Source organism: Azospirillum brasilense, assembly GCF_005222205.1.
In the GTDB taxonomy this organism is placed as follows: domain Bacteria; phylum Pseudomonadota; class Alphaproteobacteria; order Azospirillales; family Azospirillaceae; genus Azospirillum; species Azospirillum brasilense_G.
The window spans coordinates 76974-98710 of the sequence record NZ_CP032346.1 but is presented as its reverse complement, the minus strand read 5'-3'; the positions used below and the strand labels follow the sequence as shown (position 1 = coordinate 98710).

General features: G+C 70.8%; 21 protein-coding genes. 10 read left to right on the top strand and 11 right to left on the bottom strand.

Going from position 1 to position 21737, the window contains the following annotated elements; all coding sequences use genetic code 11:
• The first annotated feature begins 18 nt into the window (after window positions 1-18).
• From D3869_RS14450 to D3869_RS14440, 3 genes are read left to right on the top strand one after another with little or no spacing between them, the layout of a single operon-like run.
• Complete coding sequence (locus D3869_RS14450; protein WP_137140721.1) at window positions 19-957, top strand: 2-hydroxyacid dehydrogenase; 939 nt, start codon at window positions 19-21, stop codon at window positions 955-957.
• 12 nt (window positions 958-969) lie between these two features.
• The gene (locus D3869_RS14445; RefSeq protein ID WP_137140720.1) at window positions 970-2022 is read left to right on the top strand and encodes a LacI family DNA-binding transcriptional regulator; all 1053 of its coding nucleotides are present in this window, start codon (window positions 970-972) and stop codon (window positions 2020-2022) included.
• Between the two features lie 39 nt (window positions 2023-2061).
• Window positions 2062-2814 carry a 2-keto-4-pentenoate hydratase gene (locus tag D3869_RS14440; RefSeq protein ID WP_247895854.1) on the top strand — a complete coding sequence of 251 codons (753 nt, stop codon included), beginning with the start codon at window positions 2062-2064 and terminating at the stop codon, window positions 2812-2814.
• Between the two features lie 96 nt (window positions 2815-2910).
• On the opposite strand, the gene edd is transcribed toward D3869_RS14440, so the two are convergent.
• The gene (edd, locus tag D3869_RS14435) at window positions 2911-4713 is read right to left on the bottom strand and encodes a phosphogluconate dehydratase (protein WP_432613418.1); all 1803 of its coding nucleotides are present in this window, start codon (window positions 4711-4713) and stop codon (window positions 2911-2913) included.
• A 28-nt stretch (window positions 4714-4741) separates the two neighbouring features.
• Window positions 4742-5293, bottom strand: coding sequence for a gluconokinase (locus tag D3869_RS14430; protein WP_137140718.1), 552 nt, complete (start codon window positions 5291-5293; stop codon window positions 4742-4744).
• A 118-nt stretch (window positions 5294-5411) separates the two neighbouring features.
• Between D3869_RS14430 and D3869_RS14425 the strand changes: the two genes are divergently transcribed.
• Together D3869_RS14425 and gndA are read left to right on the top strand one after the other, a co-directional pair.
• Window positions 5412-6470 (top strand): LacI family DNA-binding transcriptional regulator, encoded by a 1059-nt coding sequence (locus D3869_RS14425; RefSeq protein WP_247895853.1) that lies wholly within the window; start codon window positions 5412-5414, stop codon window positions 6468-6470.
• Window positions 6471-6566: 96 nt separating this feature from the next.
• Window positions 6567-8009, top strand: a complete 1443-nt coding sequence (gndA, locus tag D3869_RS14420) for an NADP-dependent phosphogluconate dehydrogenase (protein WP_175426498.1) — start codon at window positions 6567-6569, stop codon at window positions 8007-8009.
• A 112-nt stretch (window positions 8010-8121) separates the two neighbouring features.
• Here the strand turns inward: gndA and D3869_RS14415 are convergent, their stop codons facing one another.
• The 3 genes from D3869_RS14415 to D3869_RS14405 form a co-directional block, all read right to left on the bottom strand.
• A complete protein-coding gene (locus D3869_RS14415) occupies window positions 8122-8922 on the bottom strand; it encodes an oxepin-CoA hydrolase, alternative type (protein ID WP_137140716.1) in 801 nt (266 codons plus the stop codon).
• Window positions 8919-9350, bottom strand: coding sequence for a PaaI family thioesterase (locus tag D3869_RS14410; RefSeq protein ID WP_137140715.1), 432 nt, complete (start codon window positions 9348-9350; stop codon window positions 8919-8921). Before D3869_RS14410 ends, D3869_RS14415 begins: the two co-directional genes overlap by 4 nt.
• A gap of 61 nt (window positions 9351-9411) precedes the next feature.
• The gene (locus tag D3869_RS14405; RefSeq protein WP_137140714.1) at window positions 9412-10392 is read right to left on the bottom strand and encodes a S1C family serine protease; all 981 of its coding nucleotides are present in this window, start codon (window positions 10390-10392) and stop codon (window positions 9412-9414) included.
• 193 nt (window positions 10393-10585) lie between these two features.
• Between D3869_RS14405 and lysM the strand changes: the two genes are divergently transcribed.
• Together lysM and D3869_RS14395 are read left to right on the top strand one after the other, a co-directional pair.
• Window positions 10586-11071 carry a peptidoglycan-binding protein LysM gene (gene lysM / locus D3869_RS14400; RefSeq protein ID WP_137141956.1) on the top strand — a complete coding sequence of 162 codons (486 nt, stop codon included), beginning with the start codon at window positions 10586-10588 and terminating at the stop codon, window positions 11069-11071.
• A gap of 158 nt (window positions 11072-11229) precedes the next feature.
• Window positions 11230-12117 (top strand): hypothetical protein, encoded by an 888-nt coding sequence (locus D3869_RS14395; protein WP_137140713.1) that lies wholly within the window; start codon window positions 11230-11232, stop codon window positions 12115-12117.
• 3 nt (window positions 12118-12120) lie between these two features.
• On the opposite strand, the gene D3869_RS14390 is transcribed toward D3869_RS14395, so the two are convergent.
• The 6 genes from D3869_RS14390 to D3869_RS14365 form a co-directional block, all read right to left on the bottom strand.
• A complete protein-coding gene (locus D3869_RS14390; protein WP_432613417.1) occupies window positions 12121-12873 on the bottom strand; it encodes an ABC transporter permease in 753 nt (250 codons plus the stop codon).
• Window positions 12870-13808: an ABC transporter ATP-binding protein gene (locus D3869_RS14385; RefSeq protein WP_137140712.1), complete on the bottom strand. Its 939-nt coding sequence runs from the start codon at window positions 13806-13808 to the stop codon at window positions 12870-12872. The genes D3869_RS14390 and D3869_RS14385 overlap by 4 nt, the downstream gene beginning before the upstream one ends.
• Window positions 13805-14977, bottom strand: coding sequence for an ABC transporter permease (locus D3869_RS14380; RefSeq protein ID WP_137140711.1), 1173 nt, complete (start codon window positions 14975-14977; stop codon window positions 13805-13807). The genes D3869_RS14385 and D3869_RS14380 overlap by 4 nt, the downstream gene beginning before the upstream one ends.
• Before the next feature lie 17 nt (window positions 14978-14994).
• Complete coding sequence (osmF, locus tag D3869_RS14375) at window positions 14995-15930, bottom strand: glycine betaine ABC transporter substrate-binding protein OsmF (protein WP_137140710.1); 936 nt, start codon at window positions 15928-15930, stop codon at window positions 14995-14997.
• Window positions 15931-16045: 115 nt separating this feature from the next.
• Window positions 16046-17185: a ferrochelatase gene (gene hemH / locus D3869_RS14370; protein ID WP_137140709.1), complete on the bottom strand. Its 1140-nt coding sequence runs from the start codon at window positions 17183-17185 to the stop codon at window positions 16046-16048.
• A gap of 68 nt (window positions 17186-17253) precedes the next feature.
• The gene (locus tag D3869_RS14365) at window positions 17254-18030 is read right to left on the bottom strand and encodes a GntR family transcriptional regulator (RefSeq protein ID WP_247895852.1); all 777 of its coding nucleotides are present in this window, start codon (window positions 18028-18030) and stop codon (window positions 17254-17256) included.
• Window positions 18031-18254: 224 nt separating this feature from the next.
• Here D3869_RS14365 and D3869_RS14360 point away from each other — a divergent pair, with 224 nt between their 5' ends.
• The 3 genes from D3869_RS14360 to D3869_RS14350 all read left to right on the top strand — a co-directional run bounded on the left by D3869_RS14360 (window position 18255) and on the right by D3869_RS14350 (window position 21737).
• On the top strand, window positions 18255-19259 hold the full coding sequence (locus tag D3869_RS14360) for an ABC transporter ATP-binding protein (protein ID WP_137140707.1): 1005 nt from the start codon (window positions 18255-18257) through the stop codon (window positions 19257-19259).
• A 65-nt stretch (window positions 19260-19324) separates the two neighbouring features.
• Window positions 19325-20641: an ABC transporter substrate-binding protein gene (locus D3869_RS14355; RefSeq protein WP_137140706.1), complete on the top strand. Its 1317-nt coding sequence runs from the start codon at window positions 19325-19327 to the stop codon at window positions 20639-20641.
• Window positions 20642-20813: 172 nt separating this feature from the next.
• On the top strand, window positions 20814-21737 hold the full coding sequence (locus D3869_RS14350) for an ABC transporter permease (protein ID WP_175426497.1): 924 nt from the start codon (window positions 20814-20816) through the stop codon (window positions 21735-21737).

The following is a 21737-nucleotide window of genomic DNA, read 5'->3' as shown; positions in this document are numbered from 1 at the left end:
CATTAAGGACAGCGTTTGATGAAGCCGGAGATCCTCCTCGTCGAACCCATGATGCCGGACATCGAGACGGCGCTGGACGCGGGCTACACCGTCCACCGCCTCGCCGGGGCGCCCGACCGCGACCGGCTGGTCGCGGAGGTGGGGCCGCGTGTCCGCGCCGTCGTCACCGGCGGCGGCACGGGCGTCAGCAACGCGATCATGGACGCCTGCCCGAACCTGGGGATCGTCGCGATCAACGGCGTCGGCACCGACGCGGTCGACCTGAAACACGCGGCCAGCCGCGGCGTCCGCGTCACCAACACGCCGGACGTGCTGACCGACGACGTGGCCGATCTCGCCATCGGGTTGATGATCGCCGGGTCGCGCCGCATGATGGTCGGCGACCGCTTCGTGCGCGCCGGGCGCTGGCCGGGCGGCGGCCTGCCGCTGGCCCGCAAGGTCACCGGCAAGCGGCTCGGCATCCTTGGTCTGGGCCGCATCGGTCTGGCCATCGCCCAGCGCGCCGCCGGATTCGGCATGGACATCGCCTACACCAACCGCAAGCCGCGCAGCGACGTGCCCTACCGCTTCGTCGCCTCCCCGGTCGATCTGGCGCGGGAGTGCGACATCCTCATCGTCGCCGCCTCGGCCGGGCCGGACGCCCGCAACATGGTCAACCGCGCGGTGATCGAGGCGCTGGGGCCGGACGGGCTGCTGGTCAACGTCGCCCGCGGCGCCGTGGTGGACGAGCCGGAACTGGTCGCCGCCCTGGCCGACGGTCGCCTCGGCGGGGCCGCGCTGGATGTCTTCGCCAACGAGCCGCACGCGCCGGAGGCCCTGTTCCGCCTGGACAATGTGGTGCTCCAGCCGCATCAGGCGAGCGCCACGGTGGAGACGCGGATGGCCATGGGCAATCTCGTGCTGACGAACCTGTCCGCCTTCTTCGCCGGCCAGCCGCTGCCGACCGCCGTCGTCTGAATGGCGGCGTGAATGACCATCCTCGACGAGCGCGGCGGACCGGCCCGCATCACCCTGACGGAGGTGGCGCACCACGCCGGGGTGTCGCGGTCCACCGTCTCGCTCGTCCTGCGCGGCAGCCCGCTGGTCGCCGCCGAGACGCGGGAGCGCGTGCAGGCCGCCATCGAAGCCTTGGGCTACGTCTACAACCGCGGCGCCGCGACCCTGCGCGCCGCCCGCACCGACACGGTCGGGCTGCTCGTCTGCGAGATCAACAATTCCTTCTACGGCGAGCTGACCGCCGGGGTGGACGACGTCCTGGGTGAGCAGGGGGTCGTCGCCTTCCTCGCCAACACCGCGGAATCGGGGGAGCGGCAAGACCGCTACCTTCAGCGCATGCGCGAGCAGAATGTGGACGGGGTGATCATCTGCCCCGCCGCCGGCACGTCGCCGGCCCTGCTGGACCGGCTGCGCCAGTGGCAGCTTCCCGTCGTCCAGGCCCTGCGCTTCCTCTCCGCCCGCGAAGGCGATTACGCCGGGGTGGATTACGAGTTCGGCATGGAGATGATGACCGAGCATCTTCTGCGGATCGGCCATCGCCGCATCGCCTTCGTCGGCGGCAACCTGTCCCACTCCGCCTTCACCGGGCGCCGCGTCGGCTTCGCCGCGGCGCTGCGCCGCCACGGCCTGACCCCGGACCTCGTCGTCCGCTGCCCGGCCACCCGCCGCGGCGGGCTGGACGCGGTGGGGCCGCTGATGGATCTTGCCGACCCGCCCACCGCGATGCTTTGTTACAACGATCTGGTTGCGTTCGGCGTGATGCTGGGGCTGGAGGCCCGCGGTCTGCGGGCGGGACGGGACGTCGCGGTCACCGGTTTCGACGACCTGACCGAAGCGGCGATAAGCCGCCCCGCCCTGACCACCGTCGCGACCTCCGCCCGCCAGATCGGGCAGGAAGCCGCCCGCCTGCTGCTGCGCCGCATCGCCGACCCGCAGGGGGCACCGGAGCGCGTGATCCTGCCCGCCCGGCTGGTCATCCGCGAGTCCTGCGGCGCCATGAGAGTCCAACCCGATAAGCACCAATAACCGAAGAAAAGCGAAGGCCCGAAGACGATGTCCGAAGAGATGAACGATTCCGCATTCCGCGATTCCGTCGACGCCCTGATCCAGGCGCGCAAGAGCCGCGACTGGCTGTCCGCCCTGCCGACCCGCCCCACCAGCGAGGCCGAGGCCTACGCCATCCAGGACGCCGTGGCCCGCCGCCTCGGCCCGGTCGTCGCCTGGAAGGTCGGCGCCCGCACCCCGGAGTCGGAGCCGTTCCGCGCTCCCATCCACGCCGACACGCTGTTCTTCGACACCACGGTGCTTCCCGCCGCGGACTATCAGGTCATCGGCATGGAGGCGGAGATCGCCTACACATTCGCCAAGGACCTGCCGCCCCGCGCCGAGCCCTACAGCCGCGAAGAGGTCCTCGACGCCGTCGGGTCCGTCCATCCCGCCTTCGAGATCGTCGACACCCGCTTCGCCGGCTTCGGCTCGCAGGAGTGGTTCAGCCACATGGCCGACCAGTTCAACCACGGCGCCCTGGTCGTCGGCCCGGCCATCGCCGACTGGCGCTCGCTGGAGCCGCTGAAGGAGCGGGTCGCCCTGGTCGTCGACGGCGAGACGAAGGCCGACACGGTCGCCGGCAACTCCGCGGGCGAGCCGGTGCGGCTTCTGGTGTGGATGGCCAACACCGGCGCGGTCAGCCTGGGCGGCCTGAAGGCCGGCGACGTGGTGACCACCGGGTCGCATGTCGGCACCGTCATGGTCCCGGCGGGCAGCACGTCGGTGGCCGTGTACGGGACGATGGGAACGTATGAACTGACGGTGAAGTGATCGAGTTCCCCTCTTCCCTGACCAAGGCCATCACCTCTGGCCTTTTTTATAGCCCTCTCCCCTCCGGGGAGAGGGAGCCTGCAACAGGACCGCCCCTCACCCGAACACCGACGCTCCGGCCTCGGCGCTGCCGACCGCCCGGCGGAACACCCCGAACAGCTCCCGCCCGCAGCCGACACCGGCATCAGCCGGCGCGTCCGCCGGCGGGCGCGCGGCCCACTCCGCGTCATCGACCAGCACCTCCAGCGTGCCGCGCTCGGTGTCCAGCCGCAGAACGTCGCCATCCCGCACACGCCCCAGCGGGCCGCCCGCAGCGGCTTCCGGCGTGACGTGGATCGCCGCCGGGACCTTGCCCGACGCCCCGGACATCCGCCCGTCCGTCACCAGCGCGACGCGGTAGCCGAGATCCTGGAGCACGCCCAGCGGCGGCGTCAGCTTGTGCAGTTCCGGCATGCCGTTGGCCTTCGGCCCCTGGAAGCGCACCACCACCACCACGTCGCGGTGAAGCTCGCCACGGCGGAACGCCGCCTGCACCGATTCCTGGTCGGTGAAGACACGGGCCGGCGCCTCGATCACGCGATGGTCGGGCTTCACGGCGGAGACCTTCACCACCGCGCGCCCCAGCGGCCCGCTCAGCACGCGCAGCCCGCCCTCCGCCGCCATGGGCGACGCGACCGGAGCCAGCACGGCGGGGTCGGCGCTCTCGCTGACCGCCGCGCCGCGCACCAGTTCGTCCCCCTCCAGCCGCAGCGGGCGGCGGTAGGCGGCGATGCCGTTGTCCTCCCACACGGTGGCGGCGTCGCCGTGCAGCAGCCCGGCGTCGGCCAGTTCCCCGATCAGGAAGGCCATGCCGCCCGCCGCCTCGAAATGGTTCACGTCGGCGCTGCCGTTCGGGTAGACGCGGGCGAGCAGCGGCACCACCGCCGACAGCTCGGCGAAGTCCTCCCAGGTCAGGGCGATGCCCGCCGCCGCCGCGATGGCCGGCAGATGCAGCGTGTGGTTGGTCGAGCCGCCGGTCGCCAGCAGCCCGACCACCGCGTTGACGATGGCGCGCTCGTCGACGATCTCGCCGATGGGCGTGCGCAGGGACACCACCCGCCGCGCCGCCGCGTCGGTCAGCGCGTCGCGCAACGGCGTGCCGGGGTTGGCGAAGCTCGCCCCCGGCAGGTGCAGCCCCATCATCTCGACCAGCATCTGGTTCGAGTTGGCGGTGCCGTAGAAGGTGCAGGTGCCCGGCGCGTGGTAGGAGGCGGCCTCCGCCTCCAGCAACGCGTCCTTGTCCAGCTTGCCTTCCGCGTACTGCTGGCGGATGCGCCCCTTCTCCTTGTTGGGCAGGCCGGAGGGCATCGGACCGGCGGGCACGAAGACGGTGGGCAGATGGCCGAAGGACAGCGCGCCGATCAGCAGCCCCGGAACGATCTTGTCGCAGACACCGAGGCACAGCACGCCGTCGAAGGTGCCGTGCGACAGGGCGACCGCCGTCCCCATGGCGATCACCTCGCGGGAGAACAGCGACAGCTCCATCCCCGGCTCGCCCTGGGTGACGCCGTCGCACATGGCCGGCACGCCGCCCGCCACCTGCGCCACGCCGCCCGCCGCGCGCACCGCCGCCTTGAGCCGCTCCGGATAGTCGCCGTAGGGCTGATGGGCGGACAGCATGTCGTTGTAGGAGGTGACGATGCCGATGGCCGGCGTGGAGCCGCCACGCAGCGCCGCCTTGTCCTCCGCCGCGGTGCAGCCGGCGAAGCCGTGCGCGCGGTTGGCGCAGCCCAGCGCCAGACGGCGCGGCCCCTGCGCCGCGGCGGCGCGGAGCCGCTCCAGATAGGCGGCGCGGGCGGGCTGGCTGCGCTCCCGGATGCGGCGGGTGACGGCGTCGAGGACGGGATGAAGACTCATCATGGCGCGGTCCTTCCAGACGGCAGGCTGTTCAGGCGGCGGGAGCGATCCGGGAGGAGACGCGGGCGGCGATCTCCGCCGGGCTGGCGTCGATGTCGCAGACGATGCCCAGCTCCCCGGACCCCAGCGGCTCCAGCGCCGCGAACTGGCTGTCGAGCAGGGTGGTCGGCATGAAATGGCCGGCGCGCAGCGCCATGCGGGCGTGGATGATGTCCCGGCTGCCGTCGAGATGGACGAACAGGACGCGCGTCCCCCCGGCGCTCAGCCGCTCGCGGTAGCGCCGCTTCAGCGCGGAGCAGGACACGACGATCGGCGCCTTCGCCTCCCGCGCCAGGGCGATGTGAGCGGCGATGGTGTCCAGCCAGCCCCAGCGGTCCTCGTCCTGCAGCGGGATGCCGGCGGACATCTTCGCGATGTTCTCCGGGGGGTGGAAGCCGTCGCCCTCCAGGAACTGCCAGCCGAGCCGCCGGGCCAGCTCCTCCCCCACCGAGGTCTTGCCGCAGCCCGCCACGCCCATCACCACGACCGCGTCCACGGCCCCGCTTATGTTAGCGGTAACATCGGAAGACGGGGGAGCGCTCATGCCGATCGGTCCTTGCAACATTACGGGAGGGGAGAGATGACGATGTTACCGCTAACAAACGAGGCTTGTAAAGCCCAAAGCGGCGCGGGATAATGGCCGCCGGACAACTGGAACGCCGATGACCGCCACCCCCCGCAAACCCCGATCCTCGCGCAGCGGACGCGCCACCATGGCCGACGTCGCCGCCGCCGCCGGGGTCAGCGCCATGACCGTGTCCCGCGCCCTGCGCCGGCCCGACACGGTCAGCGAGGAGGTGCGCGCCCGCGTCGAGGAGGCGAGCCGCCGCCTGGGCTTCGTGCCCAGCCGCGTGGCGTCGGCGCTGGCCTCGGCGCGGACGATGACGGTGGCGGTGCTGATCCCCTCCCTGACCAACGCCGTCTTCATCGACCTGCTGGCCGGCGTGCAGGAGACGCTGAGCCCGCAGGGCTACCAGCCGCTGGTCGGCATCACCGGCTACGGCCCGGAGGCGGAGGAGCGCGTGCTGCGCACCCAGCTCGCCCACGACCCGGACGGGGTGATCCTGAGCGGGCTCGACCACACGCCGGGCACCTGGGACCTGCTGCGCGGCCTGACGATCCCGGTCATCCACACCATGGATCTGGCCGCGGAGGATAAACACGGCGACTGTCCGGTGCAGACGGTCGGCTTCTCGCAGTTCGACGCCGGCTACGCCGTCGGCGCGCATCTGGTGGCGCGGGGACGGCGGCGGATCGGGCTGATCGCCGGGCAGCTCGACCCGCGGACGCGCCAGCGCTGCGACGGCTGGCGGCAAGCGCTGCGCGACGCCGGGCAGCACGACCCGGCGCTTGAGTTGATGGTGCCGGACGCCACCTCCGTCGCGCTGGGCGCTGAGCTGCTGGAGCGCACGATGGCCACCCACCCGGACACCGACGCGCTGTTCCTGTGCAACGACGATCTGGCGCAGGGCGCGCTGTTCCAATGCGCACGGCTCGGCATTCCGGTACCGGAGCGGCTGGCCGTCGCCGGCTTCAACGATCTGGCGGGGGCGGCCTGGACCGTCCCGCCGCTCACCACCGTCGCCACCCCCCGCCGCGCGATCGGCGTGGAGGCGGCCCGCCTGCTGATCGCGGGCATGGCGGACCGGACGCCGAAAAGCCGGGAAAATCCGCAGCGTGTGGATCTGGGCTTCCGCCTGATGGTCCGCGAGACCACTTGAGAAACCGAAACCGACCCCCGCGCCGCGGGGCGTCATCAAAGTGCCACCCCCGCACCGCGGGGGATCATCAAAGAGAATGTACGGGAGTTCGTTGTGATGGTGCAGGGCAACTCGACCAGGACCGGAGCGGAAACCACCGCCATCGGCTCGGCCGACATCGCCGTCCTCGGCCTGGGCGTGATGGGGCGCAACCTCGCCGCCAATCTGGCCGACCACGGGGCCGTGGTGGCGGGCTACGACCTGGACGAGGGGCGCCGCGGTGCCTTCGCCGCCCAGGTGGGCAACGCCATCGCCTGCGCGTCGGTGGAGGAACTGCTGGGCGCGCTCAAGGCGCCGCGCACGATCCTGATGATGGTGCCCGCGGGCGCCCCGGTGGACGAGCTGACGGCCGCCCTGCTGCCCCGCCTGGCGCCGGGCGACGTGCTGATCGACGGCGGCAATTCCCACTTCCGCGACACCAACCGCCGCGCGGCGCTCGCCGCGACCGCGGGCGTGCGCTTCGTCGGGCTGGGCGTGTCGGGCGGCGAGGAGGGCGCGCGGCGCGGTCCCGCCCTGATGGCCGGCGGCGACGCCGAGGCGCTGGCCCCCGTCGCCCCGCTGCTGGCCGCCATCGCCGCCCGCGCGCCGGACGGCGAGTCCTGCTTCGCCCGCGTCGGGCCGGAGGGGGCGGGCCATTTCGTGAAGATGATCCACAACGGCATCGAATACGCCGACATGCAGCTGATCGCCGAGGCGTATCATCTTCTGCGTGAGATCGGCGGCTGCTCCTACGAGCGTCTGGCGGACATCTTCGCCGAATGGAACGGCGGGGAGCTGGCCTCCTACCTGATGGAGATCACCACCGACATCCTGCGCACCAAGGACGGCGAGACCGGCGCTCCGATCCTCGAGGTCATCCGCGACGCCGCCGGCCAGAAGGGCACCGGCCATTGGGCGGCGACCACCGCGCTTGAGCTGGGTATGCCCGCCCCGACCATCGCCGAGGCCGTGCACGCCCGCTGCCTGTCCGCCCTGAAGGACGAGCGCGTGCGCGCCGCCGAGGCGCTGGCCATCCCGCACGTTCCCTCCACGGAGGATCTGGTCACGTCGGTCGGCGACGCGCTGCTCAGCGGACGGATCGCCGTCTACGCCCAGGGCTTCGCGGTGATCGCGGCGGGCAGCCGGCAGTTCGGCTGGGATGTCGATCTGGCGGCGGTGGCGCGCATCTGGCGCGGCGGCTGCATCATCCGCGCACGCCTGCTCGACCGCATCCTGACCGCGCTGAACCGCGCGCCGGAACTGCCGAACCTGATGCTGGACCCCGACATCGCCGGCCTGATGACCCGCGGCGACGCCGGCTTCCGCCGCGTGGTGGCCGCCGCGACGCTGGCCGCGGTGCCGGTGCCGGCGATGGCTTCGGCCCTGTCCTACTGGGACGGCTACCGCAGCGGCCGGCTGTGGGCCAACATGATCCAGGCCCAGCGCGACTATTTCGGCGCCCACGGCTACGAGCGCACCGACCGTCCGGGCATGGTGCACACGGAGTGGAAGGGGGCCTGAGGCCGCGGCACGGGCCCCCACCCCGGCCCTCCCCCGCTCCGCGGGAGAGGGAGATCAGTCCCCTCCCCTGCGATAGCGGGGGAGGTTTAGGGTGGGGGCCTCACACCCGCACTCAGCCCTTCGGAAACACCGGTGCCCGCTTCTCGAAGAAGGCGGTCAAGCCCTCCCCGGCCTCGTCGTTGAACAGCGACTCCACGAAGGCGTCGCGCTCACGGTCGAGCTGCTTCGCCAGACCGCCGTAGGCCACCTCCAGCAGCCCCTTGGCGCGGCCCAGCGCGGCGGTCGGGCCGGCGGCCAGCCGTTCCGCCCAGGCGGTCGCCTCGGCCAGCGCGCCGCCGGGGGCGGTCAGCCGGTTGATCATGCCGAGCTGCGCCAGACGCGGCGCCCCGACGCGCCCGCCCTCGAACAGGATCTCCGCGGCGAGCTGCGGCGGCAGCGCGCGGGCCAGCGACGCCGTGCCGCCGCCGTCGGAGGTCAGCGCGACCTTGATGTAGGACAGGGTGAAGACCGCGTCCTCCGCCGCGACGATCAGGTCGCAGGCCAGCGCCAGCGGGAAGCCCGCCCCGCCCGCCGGCCCCTCGACCGCGGCGATCACCGGCTTGGGGCAGGCGCGCAGGCTGCGGATCATGGCGTGGAAGCTCTCCACCCCCGCCCGCACCGACTCGCGGTCGCCGTTGCGCGCCTCCTTCAGCCATTTCAGGTTCCCGCCGGAGCAGAAGGCCCCCTCGGCGCCGGTCAGCACCACCGCCCCGACGCTTGCGTCGGCCGCCGCCGCGTCGAAGGCGGCGCGGGCCGCCTCCATCAGCGCCGGGCCGATGGAGTTGCGGGTGGCCGGGTCGTTGATGGTCAGGCGCAGGACACGGCCGTCCTGCGCGATGTCCAAGCCAGTCTTCTTATCGTTCGTAATGGTCATCGGGGCGTTCCCTCCGGATTTTCGCTTCCCGGAGCATACTTGAACATTCCCTCGGCGGACGCCAGCAGCGCGCCGTCCTCCTTGCGCCGCACCTCGCCGCGGCAGCCGACGATCTTGCGGCCGCCGCCCAGCAGCGTGCCGCGGGCCACCACCGTGCCCTCCGCCACGGCCCCCAGGAAGCTGGAGGACAGCGACAGCGTGACCACCCGGCGGGAATGGCCGGGCACCGAGCAGTGGGTCGCCGCGAATCCCATGACGGTGTCGAGCAGGGTCATCAGCGCGCCGCCGTGCAGGACGCCGCCCCGGTTGCGGTGCTGCGGAGCGATGGTCAGCTCCACCTCCGCCACGCCCTCCTCCCAGCGCACCAGCGTGTAGCCGAGCAGGGTCTGGAAGCCGGAGGCCGGTTCCCCCTTCATCAAGTCGTCCATAAAAGCGCTCTCCAACCCGTCTTCTTGGTTCTGGAGCGCCAGTGTGGCACAGAAGGGCGGGTCAGTGCCGCCGCGCCGCCTTCAAAAAACGCTCGCGGTCGCTGGAGCCGACGCGCATGTCGAACACGTCGCCCTCCCGCTCCAGGGTCAGCGGCACGTCCACGCCCGCCGGGCCGAGATTCCACAGGGCGCGGTAGAAGTCGGCCAGCGAGCCCACCGGCTGCCCGGCCACCGCGCGCACCACGTCGCCGGCACGCAGCTCCGCCCGCTGGGCCGGCCCGTCGCCAGCCAGCCCGACCAGCACCACACGCTCCCGCTCGTCCTGTGTGGCGTAGAGTCCGAGCCAGGGGCGCGGCGGGCCGCTGACCTTCCCACGGGTCATCAGGTCGTCGAGGATCGGCTTCAGCAGGTCGATCGGCACGTTCATGTTCAGCGGCAGGACGCGCTCCTCCTCAGCCCGGTACTGGAGCTGGAGGGAGCCGATGCCCAGCAACTCGCCCCCCGCCCCCAGCATCGCCGTGCCGCCCCAGTTCGGATGGGCCGGCAGGGTGAACAGGGCGTCGTCGATCATGTACTCCCAATAGCCGGCGAACTCCTGCCGGGCGACCACCCGCGCGGTGATGGACCGCTCGCGACCGCCGGCGCCGGCCACCACCACCGGGTCGCCCAACTGCACATGGCGCGACGAGCCGAGCATGAGCGCCGGCACGCCGAGCGGCGACAGCGCCTGCACCAGCCCGAAGCCGCTGGTGTGGTCGTAGGCGACGACATGCGCCTGCACCGCCCGCCCGTCGTTGGTGGTCAGCCAAACCTCCTCGGCCTCCGCGATCAGATAGCCGATGGTCAGGACCAGCCCGTCCTCGCGGATGACGGCGCCCTGCCCGGCGCGCTCCGTCCCCAGCACGCCGGCGGTGTAGGCGTCTTCGGGAACGCTGGCGCGCAGCCCGACCACGGCGGACAGCGCCCGGTCCAGGTCGTAGGCCAGATCATCCGGGTCGGGCTGGAATTGCGGCGGAATCCGCCAGTCGTCGGACGGGTTCATCGGCGGCTCCTTTCGCAGGGGGTGGTGTGATCCCCTCCCCTTTCAGCGTTACTCTCCATGGCCTTATTTGGGAAGTCGAACGCCGCTGCTAAGCCCGACGTTCCGCACCCCCTCCTCCGCGCGTGAAACCAGCGAGCCGCAGCGATGTTGTCCGGGATCGCTTCACCATGGCGACCAACCGAGGGAGGACATGATGGGCCTGTTCGATTTCTTCCGCCGCGATCATGGCGAAAAGGTCGGCGACGCGGACGCCCCGACCGCGGACGAGCTGAAATCCCACCTGTCGCAGGTCGGCCTGCCGACCAACGGGCTGGACATCCAGGTCGCCGACGACACGGTGACCGTGCGCGGCAGCGCCGCCTCGCAGGAGGAGAAGGAGAAGATCGCGGTGGCGCTCGGCAACGTGAAGGGCGTGTCGCGGGTCGACGACCAGACCGCCGTCATCGCCAAGGACCAGGGGCCGGGTGGCCCGGACCAGCCGACCATGCCGCCGACCGAGCAGCCGGCCAGCCAGACCCGGTTCCACACGGTGGAGAAGGGCGACACCCTGTCCGCCATCGCCAAGAAGGTCTACGGAGACCCCAACCGCTACAACGCCATCTTCGAGGCCAACAAGCCGATGCTGAAGGACCCGAACAAGATCTATCCCGGTCAGGTCCTGCGCATCCCGCCGCAGTGACGCGGCACCGTCCCGCGGCGGCGAGGTTCCGCCGCGGGATCGGTCCGCAAAGGTGCAGATCGCGCCGGAATCTCCCGTCATTCCGACCGATCTCGAATTGCTCCGCCCAAGCCGCTCCGGCAGGCTCCCCGCCACGAACCGGCAAGGAGGAGCAGGCCATGAAGATCATCGGATACCCGGACGACCTCATTCCGCGGGTGGCGTCGGCCAGCCTGGGGACGTACCGGACCCGGCAGGAATGCGCGGATCTGCTGGCCGGGATGGCCGACGCGGAGAAGGCGTTCGGCTCGATCACGTGGCACAAGGTGATGCTGCTCGCCCTCACCAAGCCGGAGCCGTTGGACGAGGACACCATCCACGTCTACGAGAGCGAGGTGGACAACGCCATCGCCCGCGTGTTCCGCAAGATGAAGATGCTCAACACGCTGGCCGCCGCGGCCTCCAAGGATCTCGGCGCCCTGGCGAAGGCGAATCCGAAGGACGCGGTGGCGAAGAAGGCCCTTGCCGCCACCAAGGCGGTGCCGGGCGTCACAGCCAAGCTGGTGAAGGCCCTCGAGGACGCCATCGACAAGGACCACAAGGACATCAAGGCCCGCTTGGCGAAGGATGAGGCGGCCCATGAAAAGCAGCGCAAAGCGGCGGAAAAGGCACAGGCGCAGACCAACGGCGGTCAATTCGTCAATCCCTTCCAAGGCAAGAGCCTCGCGGACATCCTGAAGAGCAGCAAACTGACGCTGCTGCTGCACGCCTTCGCCAAGACGGAATACAACGGCGACAACATCGAATTCCTGTCGATCACACGCAAGGGCGTCGACCAGCGGGGCGCGCTGAAGCTCTACGACCTGTTCATCGACCCGAACGGCACGAAGAGCCTGAACATCACGGCCCAGCAACGCACCGATTTCTCCAACGGGATCGGAACCGGCGCCTACGTGGCGGCCCTGAAGGACATCCGCGAGCATGTCGAACTCGTCGTCAGCCGGGAAACCCTGAAGCGCGCCAAGGAGCTCGGCGAACCCGCCCTGCGCAAGCTCGGCCACAAGTGACCCTCAAGCGGCGCCGGGCCGCCAGCGGGTCAGGCGCGCCGCCAGCCGGTCAAAGCCGGCGTCCAGCACCACCGCCAGGGCGGCCACGATCACCGCGCCCTGGATGACGTAGGCGGGGTTGGAGCCGTTCAGCCCGACGATGATCGGCAGGCCGAGCGTCTTCGCCCCGACCGTGGAGGCGATGGCCGCCGTGCCGAGATTGACGACCGCCGCCGTCCGCACCCCGGCCAGGATCACCGGGGCGGCCAGCGGCAACTCCACCCGCCACAGCCGCGCGCCCGGCCCCATGCCCATGCCGCGCGCCGCCTCGCGCACCGGCTCCGGCACCGATTCCAGGCCGGCCACGGTGTTCTCCACGATGGGCAGCAGCCCGTAGAGCGTCAGGGCGATCAGCGCCGGGGCCGGGCCGAAGCCGAGGACGGGGACCGAGACGGCCAGCACCGCCACCGGCGGGAAGGTCTGGCCCATCGCCGCCACCGCGTCGAGGATGCCGCGGAACTCCCGGCCAAAGGGCCGGGTCACCGCGATGCCCGCCGCCCCGCCGAGCAGCACCGCGATCAGGCTCGCCCCGCCGGCCAGCGCCAGATGGTCCAGCGTCAGGGCCAGGAAGCCGTCCGCCTCGTAGAGCGGCCGGTCGAGCGCCGGGAAGAAGGCGGCGAACAACGGCTTCAGCGCCGGCATCCCCAGCACCAGCGCCGCCAGGACGAGCAGGCCCAGCGCCAGCCGGTCGGTCAGCAGGCTCCGCAGGCGGCTCACGACCGGTCCGGCCCGCGCAGCAGGTCGGCGAGGTGCAGCACGCCCATCGGGCGCCCCTGCCCGTCCGCCACGGGAAGCCGGTCGGTGCCGCGCGCCACCATCGCGGCCAGAGCCTGACGCAGCGACGCCCCCGCCGCCAGGGGATCGCCCGGCGCCGTCTCGCCGGGGCGCAACCGCTCCGCCACCGTCTCCACGGCCAGCCGCTTCAGCCCCCAATCCTCGCGCCCCACCAGATCGCGCACCCGGTCGTCGGCGGGCCGGGTGAGGATGTCGAGCGGCGTGCCGCTCTGCACCAGCCGCCCGCGGTCCAGCACGGCGATCCGGCTGGCCAGGGCCAGCGCCTCGTCCATGTCGTGGGTGACGAAGACGATGGTGGTCCCGGTCGCCTTGTGGATCGCCGCCATCTCCGCCTGCAAGGCGCCGCGGGTGATCGGGTCGAGCGCGCTGAACGGCTCGTCCATCAGCAGGATGTGCGGCTCCGCCGCCAGCGCGCGGGCGACGCCGACACGCTGCTGCTGGCCGCCGGACAGCTCGTGCGGGTAGGCACCGCGGTAGCGCTCCGGGTCGAGGTTCAGCAGGGCGAGCAGCTCCGTCACCCGGTCGCGCACCCGCGCCCTGGGCCAGCCGAGCAGGTCCGGCACGGCGGCGATGTTGCGCTCCACCGTCCAGTGCGGAAACAGCCCGATGCTCTGGATCACGTAGCCCATGCGGCGGCGCAGCGCCTCCGGCTTCAGGCGGGCGATGTCCTCCCCCTCCACCCGGATGGTCCCGGCGTCCGGCGCGATCAGCCGGTTCATCATCCGCAGCACCGTGGACTTGCCGGAGCCGGACGGCCCGATCAGCACGCGGAACTCCCCCGCCGCCACGGTCAGCGACAGGTCGTCCACGGCGGTCCAGGCGCCGAACCGCTTGGTCACTCCCTCGAAGGCGATCACGCCGCCGTCCTCCCAAGTCGTGACAGCGCCAGCGCCGAGGCCAGCTTCAGCGCCGCGTCGGCGGTGACGGCCAGCAGGATCACCGGCACCGCCCCCAGCAGCACGAGGTCCAGCGCGTTGGCGAACAGCCCCTGGAACATGATCGCCCCCAGCCCGCCGGCGCCGATCAGCGCCGCCACCGCGGCCAGCCCGACCGCCTGGACCAGCGTGATCCGCAGCCCGGCCAGGAACACCGGCAGAGCCAGCGGCGCCTCGACCCGCCAGAAAATCTGGCGCGGGGTCATGCCGATGCCGCGCGCCGCCTCCCGCACCGGCTCCGGCACGCCGGCCAGCCCGGCGGCGGTGTTGCGCGCGATGGGCAGCAGCGAATAGAGCGTCAGCGCGATCACCGCCGGCACCGGCCCCACCCCGCCGATCCCCAGCCCTGGAAAGGCGGCGGCCAGCGCGGACAGCGGGGCCAGCAGCAGCCCGAACAAGGCGATGGACGGAATCGTCTGCACCACGTTCAGCACCGGGAAGACCAGCCGCCCAACGGCGGCGGAACGCTGCGCCGCGATGCCCAGCGGCACACCGATCAGCAGGGTCGGCACCAGGGCCGCCGCGACCAGCGCGGCGTGGCGCAGCACGGCCCCGGCGAAGACGTCCCGCTGGTTGGCGTATTCCTTCATGATCGAGAGCTGGTCGAGATGCCCGGCGGCGAACTGCCCGCCGATCAGCGCCGCCACCAGCGCTCCCACGGCGACCCGCCCGGCGGGACCCAGCCCCAGCCGCCGCACCCCGTCGAGAACGGCAAGCAGCGCCGCCGCCTCCATCACCCAGAAGCCCGCCCCGAAGGAGGTCCGCGCCGCCGGGCTGGCCGTCGCGGCGAGCAGGACGGCGTGCTGCCCGGCCAGCCAGACCAACCCCGCCGCCGCCAGAACGCCACCCCCGACATACAGGGCATTCACCACCCGGCCCGGCCGCAGGAACGGCACGGCCAGCAGCAGGGCGACCGGCAGCAGCGCCGCTCCGCTCCACCCGGCGCCCGCCACCGTGCTCAGCGCGACGGCCTTTCCCGACAGCAGCCGGTTGGGCGCGAAGGCAAGGAACGGCAGGGCCAGCGCCGCCGCCACGGTCATGGCGGCGAGGAGCAGGGCGACGCGGTTGTGGATCGGACGGACGCGGGTCATCCCGTCGGTTCAGGCCGTCAGTTCAGGAAGCCTTTCGACTTCAAATACGTCGTGGCGACCGCCCGCGGGTCCTGCCCCTCCACCGAAATCTTGGCGTTCAGCCCGCGCAGGGTCTCGGTGTCCAAGGACTTGAAGACCGGGTCCAGCAGGTCGCGGATCTTCGGATGGGCGTCCAGCACGCCGTCGCGGATGGTCGGGGCCGGGGCGTAGACCATCTGCGCGCTCTTGGTGTCTTTCATGACCACGAGGTCCAGCGCGGCGATGGCGCCGTCCGTGCCGTAGACCATGGCGGTGTTGACGCCGGACGTGCCCTCCGCCGCCGCACGGATGGTCGCCGCCGTGTCGCCGCCGGCCAGCACCAGGATCTGGTCGGGCTTCAGCGTGAAGCCGTAGGATTTCTGGAAGGAGGGCAGCGCCGCCGGGCTCTCCACGAACTCCGCCGAGGCGGCGAGCTTCGCCGTGCCGCCCGCACCGACCCAGCGGGCGAAATCCTCCATGGTGGCGAGGTTGTTGGGCGCCGCCACGTCGCGACGCAGCGCGATGGCCCAGGTGTTGTTCGCCGGCGCCGGGGTCAGCCAGACGATGTTGTTCTTGTCGCGGTCGAGCTGCTTCACCGTCTCGTAGCCGGCGGCGGCGTTCTTCCAGGCCGGATCGCTGTCGATGTTGAAGAAGAAGGCGCCGTTGCCGGTGTATTCCGGATAGACGTCGATCTCGCCGGCCAGCAGGGCGCTGCGCACGATCCGGGTGGGGCCGAGCTGGATCTTGTTCTCCACCGGGATGCCGTTGGCCTCCAGCACCTGCAGGATCATCGTGCCGAGCAGGCCGCTCTCGGCGTCCAGCTTCGATCCGACACGGACCTTGTCCGCCGCCACTGCGTCCGCCGCCACTGCGCTCCCCGCCGTCAGCAGCGCTCCCAGCGCCAGGGCGGCCACCGCCCGAACCACACGCCGCATCCCCCGCATCCTCCCAGCCATCGTCCAATCCGTCCGTCCGCCAGCATGGGGAAGCCGGGCCGCCGCGGCAACCCACCCTTTCCGCCGGTGCGGCCCTCCATTTTGGAGAAGGGGGTCACACCGTGACGTGGTCCTCCGCATCGCGCGCCGCCCGCGCCCCGGCGCCGTCCACCCAGCCGCCCAGCTCGCGCTCCACGAGGTCGGCCAGGAAGATGACATGGTCGGGATGGTCGTTCAGGCAAGGAATGTAGGTGAAGCGCTCACCGCCCGCCGCCATGAAGGCGTCCTTCACCTGGAACTGGATCTCCTCCAGTGTCTCCACGCAGTCGGCGGAGAAGCCCGGCGCGATCACCGCGATCTTGGTCTTGCCGGCGCGGGCCAGCTCCTCGACCGTCCTGTCGGTGTAGGGCTTCAGCCACTCCGCCTTGCCGAAGCGCGACTGGAAGCTGTACTGCACGCGCCCCGGCTCCCAGCCCAGCCGCTCGGCCAGCAGGCGCGCGGTCTTCACGCAGAAGCAGTGGTAGGGATCGCCGCGGTCGAGATAGGCCTTGGGCAAGCCGTGGAAGCTTGCCAGCAGGACGTCCGGCGTGTGGTCCAGCGCCGCGATGTGCCGCACCACCGAGCGGGCCAGCGCCTCGATGTAGCCCGGCTCGTCGTGGTAGGCGGGGACGGTGCGCACCGCCGGCTGCCAGCGCATGGTCATCAGGTGACGGAAGGCCTGGTCGTTGGCCGTGGCCGTCGTCGTCGCCGAATATTGCGGGTAGAGCGGGAACAGCAGGATGCGGTCGCAGCCCTGGTCCTTCAGCCGCTGGATCGCCGGGCCGACCGCCGGCTGGCCGTAGCGCATGGCCCAGTCCACCACCACCGCTTCGCCATGCCGCGCCGCCAGCGCCGCCGCGACGCCCTCCGCCTGGGCACGGGTGACGGTCTTCAGCGGGCTTTCGTTGCGCTCCTCGTTCCAGATGCTTTTGTAGGCATGGCCGCTCTTGCCCGGACGCACGGTCAGGATGATGCCGTTCAGCACCGGCCACCACACCGCCTTCGGCACCTCGATCACGCGGGGGTCCGACAGGAACTCCTTCAAATAGCGGCGCATCGACCAGTAGTCGGTCGCCTCGGGCGTCCCGAGATTCATCAGAAGCACACCGACGCGGCGCGCGGGAACCGGCGGATGGTCGGCGGGCTTGGGAATGGGCTGCATGATGTCGGTCACCTCGATGTCGCGGCGGGCAGCATAATAGCGAGCCGAACCCATCGGAAGCAGCCCTTTGTCCCTATGCGGTCGATAGGGCCGGGCTATCCTCCGGCCGTTCGGACAGGCTCTTACGTCCGGCCCATCGGCTGATCCGCGAAAACGGATTTCAGATCGACCGCGCCGTCGGACCGCGCGTCGAGGTCGAGCTGCCGCTCCACCTCGTCGAGATGCTCCATCATCAGCCGCATCGCCGCGCCGGGCGGGCCGGACTCCAGCGCCTCGACGAAGCGCCGGTGCTCGGTGGCGGAGCAGGAGTGCGAGGACCGCCGCTCGAACGCCGCGATGGCGAGGCTGGAGCGGTCGATCAGGTCGGCCAGGATGCCGGCCAGCGTGGCGTTCCCGGCGAAGTCGGCGAGCAGCTGGTGGAACTGGCCCGACAGGCGGATCAGCGCCATGCGGTCGCCGGTCCGGTCGGCCTCCTCCTCCCGCGCCAGATGGGCGCGCAGCTTCGCCGACATCTCGTCCGGCAGCGGGTCGCGCTCCAGCGCCTCCACCACGGCGCGCTCGATCACGCGGCGGGCCTCGAACACCTCGCGCGCCTCCCGCGCGGTGGGCTTGGCGACGAAGGCGCCGCGGTTGGGAATCAGCGTCACCACGCGCCGCTGCGCCAGCAGGAGCAGCACCTTGCGCACCCGCTCCCGGCTGACGCCGAACACCTCGGCCAAGCTCTCCTCGGCCAGCTTGGTGCCGGGCGGCAGACGGCGGTCGGCGATGGCCTCGCCGATGCTGCGGACGATTCGGGCCTCCGCCCCCTCCCCCGCCCGCGGACGGCGCGGCGGGGGGCGCTCAGGACAGTTTTCATGACGGCACGGGCGCTGTTCAATGTGTTGCCGCGGATTGTGCACAAAACGGACCAGCGGACAAACGCGGCTCCCGCGCCCTGCCCATGCATCGGGCACAGCCCACCTATGCACAATTTCGCGCCATAGCGCTGAAATCCTGACCAATCGCTGATTTTCGTCGCTGGAAAGCCGCAGAATTCCGCCATTCACACGCTGGCATGGAACTTGCGGACACATCCGACAGCCGCAGCGGGCCCTGCGGATTGTGCACAAAATCGGAGAAGGTCATGACTGCCGGATCGACCGCCGCCGGATCGACCATCGAGCTGGTGAAGCTGCGCAAGTTCTACGGCTCCACCGTCGCGGTGGACGGCATCGACCTGCGCATCGCCGCCGGCGCCTATTGCTGTCTGCTCGGCCCCAGCGGCTGCGGCAAGACCTCGACGCTGCGCATGATCGCCGGGCACGAGGACATCTCCGACGGCGACCTGCTGATCGGCGACACGGTGGTGAACGGGGAGCCGCCGGCCCGCCGCGGCACCGCCATGATGTTCCAGAGCTACGCCCTGTTCCCGCACCTCGACTGCACCGACAACGTCGCCTTCAGCCTGAAGATGAAGGGTGTCGCGAAGGAGGAACGGCGCCGCCGCGCGCGGGAGATGCTGGACCTCGTCCACATGTCCCAGTACGCGGACCGGCTGCCCGCCCAGCTCTCCGGCGGCCAGCAGCAGCGTGTGGCGCTCGCCCGCGCGCTGATCACCCGGCCGGGCGTGCTCCTGCTCGACGAGCCGCTGTCGGCGCTCGATCCCTTCCTGCGCATCCGCATGCGCGAGGAGCTGAAGCGCCTGCACACGGAGCTTGGCATCACCTTCGTCCATGTCACCCACAGCCAGACCGAGGCGATGGCGCTGGCCGACCTCGTGGTGGTGATGAACCAGGGCCGGATCGAGCAGGCCGGGCCGCCGCGCGAGGTCTTCAACCAGCCGCGCACCGCCTTCGTCGCCCGCTTCATCGGCGGCCACAACGTGGTGGAGGACGCCGCCGGCCGCCGGGCCGTGCGGGCCGACCGCATCCTGCTCGGCCAGCCCGAGGGCTCAGACCATCAGTTGGAAGGCACCGTCCGCGCGCTGGAGTATCACGGCGCGTCGGTCCACCTGACGCTCGACGTGCCGGGTGCCGAGGACTTCGCGGTGGTGCTGGACGAATCCCGATTCTACGACGCCCCGCTCGCCATCGGCGACCGCGTGACCGCGGGCTGGAAAGCGCGCGACGTCCACCCCCTGGTTGCCTGATTTCCCGACCAATCCCCAAAAACCGACTCCCCAAGAACCGACCGACCATACTGGAGGCACAGAGCATGACCGAGACGCGCACCGGCTCGCCCCTTTCCGCCGGGACCACCACGGGCGTCAGCCGCCGCACGCTGCTGAAGGGCACCGCCGCCGCCGCGGGTGTCGCCATCGGGTCGGGGGCGATCACCGGCTTCCCCACCATCTGGGCGCAGAACATCAAGAACGTCACGCTGCGCCAGTTCGGCACCGGCGTGTCGAACCTGAACGCCGTCGCCGACAAGGTGAAGGAGGATCTCGGCTTCACGCTGCAGATGACCGCGCTCGATTCGGACGCGGTGGCCCAGCGCGCGGTGACCCAGCCGAAGTCCTACGACATCGCCGACATCGAGTACTGGATCTGCAAGAAGGTCTTCCCGGCCGGCGTGATGCAGCCGATGGACGTCTCCAAGATCAAGAACTTCGACAAGATCGTCCCGATCTTCGTCAACGGCAAGCTGACCCCGGAGAGCGCCGTCGCCCAGGGCACCGCCCCGCACACCGTCGGCTTCGTGGAGGGCAAGGACAGCATCAAGTTCGCCAAGTCGGCCACCCAGTGGATGACGCTGATCCCGACCATCTACAACGCCGACACGCTGGGCATCCGCCCCGATCTGGTCGGCCGCCCGATCAGCAGCTGGAAGGACCTGCTCGACCCGGCCTTCAAGGGCAAGGCGTCGATCCTGAACATCCCCTCCATCGGCATCATGGACGCCGCCATGGTCTGCGAGGCCATGGGCGAGGTGAAGTACGGCGACAAGGGCAACATGACCAAGGAGGAGATCGACAAGACCCTCAAGATCATGACCGACGCCAAGAAGGCCGGCCAGTTCCGCGCCTTCTGGAAGACCTTCGACGAGAGCGTCAACCTGATGTCGTCGGGCGAGGTCATCATCCAGTCGATGTGGTCGCCGGCCGTGGCCGCCGTGCGCGCCAAGGGCATCCCCTGCGTCTACCAGCCGCTGAAGGAAGGCTACCGCGCCTGGGGCGGCGGCCTCGGCATCGCCAAGCATCTGAGCGGGCTGGAGCTTGAGGCGGCCTATGAGTACATCAACTGGTACCTGTCGGGCTGGGTCGGCGCCTATCTGAACCGCCAGGGCTATTACTCCGCCGTGCTCGACACCGCGAAGGAGCACATGTCGCCGGACGAGTGGGCCTTCTGGATGGAGGGCCAGCCGGCCAAGACCGACATCCTCAGCCCCGAGGGCAAGGTGATGGAGAAGGCCGGCGCGGTGCGCGACGGCGGCTCGTTCCAGGACCGCATGGGCCGTGTGGCCTGCTGGAACGCGGTGATGGACGAGGACCGCTACATGGTCCGCAAGTGGAACGAGTTCGTCGCGGCGTAAGGCGCGTCTGCGTTTGCCCCCACCCTTCCCATGCTCCGCATGGGCCCCTTCCCTCCCCCGCTCTCGCAGGGGAGGGAGCATCAAATCCCCTCCCTCGCCGGAGGCGGGGGGAGGCAAGGGAGGGGGCACCGCAATCTTCCATCACTCCCCCACGGCACCGGACCCCTCCGCCATGACCGCCTCCGCCGTCCCATCCGAAGCGTCCAGCGCGTCCGCGGCACCGCGGGGCGGCGGGGTGCGCCGTTCCGTGTTGCGCCGGGTCGCCCCCTACCTCCAGGCCGGGCCGCTGGCGCTGACGCTGCTGGTCTTCCTGCTGATCCCCATCCTGACCATCGTCGCGGTCAGCTTCTGGGACTATGACAGCATCCGCATCTACCCGGATTTCGTGCTGACCAATTACGAGGAGCTGCTCACCTCCCCGGTCACCTGGAAGACCTACCTGAACACGGTGAAGTTCGCGGCGCTGACCTGGGTGATCACGCTGCTGATCGGCTTTACGGTCGCCTATTTCCTGGCCTTCCACGTCCAGTCCACGACGTGGCAGATGGTACTGTTCCTGGTCTGCACGATCCCGTTCTGGACCTCCAACATCATCCGCATGATCTCGTGGATTCCCTTCCTCGGGCGCAACGGGCTGCTGAATTCCGGGCTGATCTCCGCCGGGCTGATCGACCAGCCGCTGGAGTTCCTGCTGTTCTCCGACTTCGCGGTGGTGCTGGCCTTCGTGCACCTCTACGCGCTGTTCATGGTGGTGCCGATCTTCAATTCGATGATGCGCATCGACCGCGCCCTGGTCGAGGCGGCGCGCGACGGCGGCGCCAGCGCGGCGCAGGTGGTGTGGAACGTCATCCTGCCGCTGGCCAAGCCGGGCATCGCCATCGGCTCCATCTTCGTGGTCACGCTGGTGATGGGCGACTTCATCACCGTGCGTCTGATGAGCGGCGGGCAGAGCGCCTCCATCGGGCTGATGATCGCCAACGAGATCTCGCTGCTCCAGTACCCCGCCGCCGCCGCGAACGCGGTCGTGCTGCTGGCCGTCGTCCTCATCATGGTCGTGGCGATGCTGCGCATCGTCGACATCCGGAAGGAGCTGTAA

What these genes read in the sequence shown, in the direction of transcription:
- hemH (WP_137140709.1), bottom strand. Translation starts at nt 17,185, where the DNA reads ATGGGTTCGGCTCGCTATTATGCTGCCCGCCGCGACATCGAGGTGACC.
- D3869_RS14425 (WP_247895853.1), top strand. Translation starts at nt 5,412, where the DNA reads ATGACCGCCACCCCCCGCAAACCCCGATCCTCGCGCAGCGGACGCGCC.
- D3869_RS14355 (WP_137140706.1), top strand. Translation starts at nt 19,325, where the DNA reads ATGACCGAGACGCGCACCGGCTCGCCCCTTTCCGCCGGGACCACCACG.
- lysM (WP_137141956.1), top strand. Translation starts at nt 10,586, where the DNA reads ATGGGCCTGTTCGATTTCTTCCGCCGCGATCATGGCGAAAAGGTCGGC.
- edd (WP_432613418.1), bottom strand. Translation starts at nt 4,713, where the DNA reads ATGATGAGTCTTCATCCCGTCCTCGACGCCGTCACCCGCCGCATCCGG.
- D3869_RS14405 (WP_137140714.1), bottom strand. Translation starts at nt 10,392, where the DNA reads ATGAACCCGTCCGACGACTGGCGGATTCCGCCGCAATTCCAGCCCGAC.
- D3869_RS14445 (WP_137140720.1), top strand. Translation starts at nt 970, where the DNA reads ATGACCATCCTCGACGAGCGCGGCGGACCGGCCCGCATCACCCTGACG.
- D3869_RS14440 (WP_247895854.1), top strand. Translation starts at nt 2,062, where the DNA reads ATGAACGATTCCGCATTCCGCGATTCCGTCGACGCCCTGATCCAGGCG.
- D3869_RS14430 (WP_137140718.1), bottom strand. Translation starts at nt 5,293, where the DNA reads ATGAGCGCTCCCCCGTCTTCCGATGTTACCGCTAACATAAGCGGGGCC.
- D3869_RS14350 (WP_175426497.1), top strand. Translation starts at nt 20,814, where the DNA reads ATGACCGCCTCCGCCGTCCCATCCGAAGCGTCCAGCGCGTCCGCGGCA.
- D3869_RS14410 (WP_137140715.1), bottom strand. Translation starts at nt 9,350, where the DNA reads ATGGACGACTTGATGAAGGGGGAACCGGCCTCCGGCTTCCAGACCCTG.
- D3869_RS14360 (WP_137140707.1), top strand. Translation starts at nt 18,255, where the DNA reads ATGACTGCCGGATCGACCGCCGCCGGATCGACCATCGAGCTGGTGAAG.
- D3869_RS14395 (WP_137140713.1), top strand. Translation starts at nt 11,230, where the DNA reads ATGAAGATCATCGGATACCCGGACGACCTCATTCCGCGGGTGGCGTCG.
- D3869_RS14380 (WP_137140711.1), bottom strand. Translation starts at nt 14,977, where the DNA reads ATGACCCGCGTCCGTCCGATCCACAACCGCGTCGCCCTGCTCCTCGCC.
- D3869_RS14450 (WP_137140721.1), top strand. Translation starts at nt 19, where the DNA reads ATGAAGCCGGAGATCCTCCTCGTCGAACCCATGATGCCGGACATCGAG.
- gndA (WP_175426498.1), top strand. Translation starts at nt 6,567, where the DNA reads ATGGTGCAGGGCAACTCGACCAGGACCGGAGCGGAAACCACCGCCATC.
- osmF (WP_137140710.1), bottom strand. Translation starts at nt 15,930, where the DNA reads ATGCGGCGTGTGGTTCGGGCGGTGGCCGCCCTGGCGCTGGGAGCGCTG.
- D3869_RS14415 (WP_137140716.1), bottom strand. Translation starts at nt 8,922, where the DNA reads ATGACCATTACGAACGATAAGAAGACTGGCTTGGACATCGCGCAGGAC.